The organism is Belnapia sp. AC561 (assembly GCF_979252845.1).
In genome coordinates this window covers 1-244 of sequence record NZ_CEEDBP010000420.1, presented here as the reverse complement: position 1 = coordinate 244, position 244 = coordinate 1, and the positions used below count along the sequence as shown (strand labels likewise).

At 64.8% G+C, this 244-nt stretch carries 1 protein-coding gene; it reads right to left on the bottom strand.

Features of this window, described 5'->3' with window-relative positions:
• The coding region (locus AC0IW9_RS31685; protein ID WP_471652250.1) for a type VI secretion system baseplate subunit TssF at positions 1–244 on the bottom strand (244 nt) is incomplete at both ends.

Here is a 244-nt window from a genome sequence, read left to right as displayed (position 1 = left end):
CGTGATAGTCATGCCCCTGGGGGCCGACCTGCACGCGATCGCAGCGCTGCTCGAACAGGTTGATGGCCGGCACGCAGTTCAGTGCCAGCGAGCTGGCATCGACCGATTGCGACAGCACGCCGTTGGCGCGCGAGAACAGCAGGATGATCTCGACCTCCTGCCCACCGACGCGACGCAATGCATCGCCGATGCCGGCCAGGTCGAAGAACATGAAGCGGCTGGGGAAGGCGAAGTACTCCTGCAG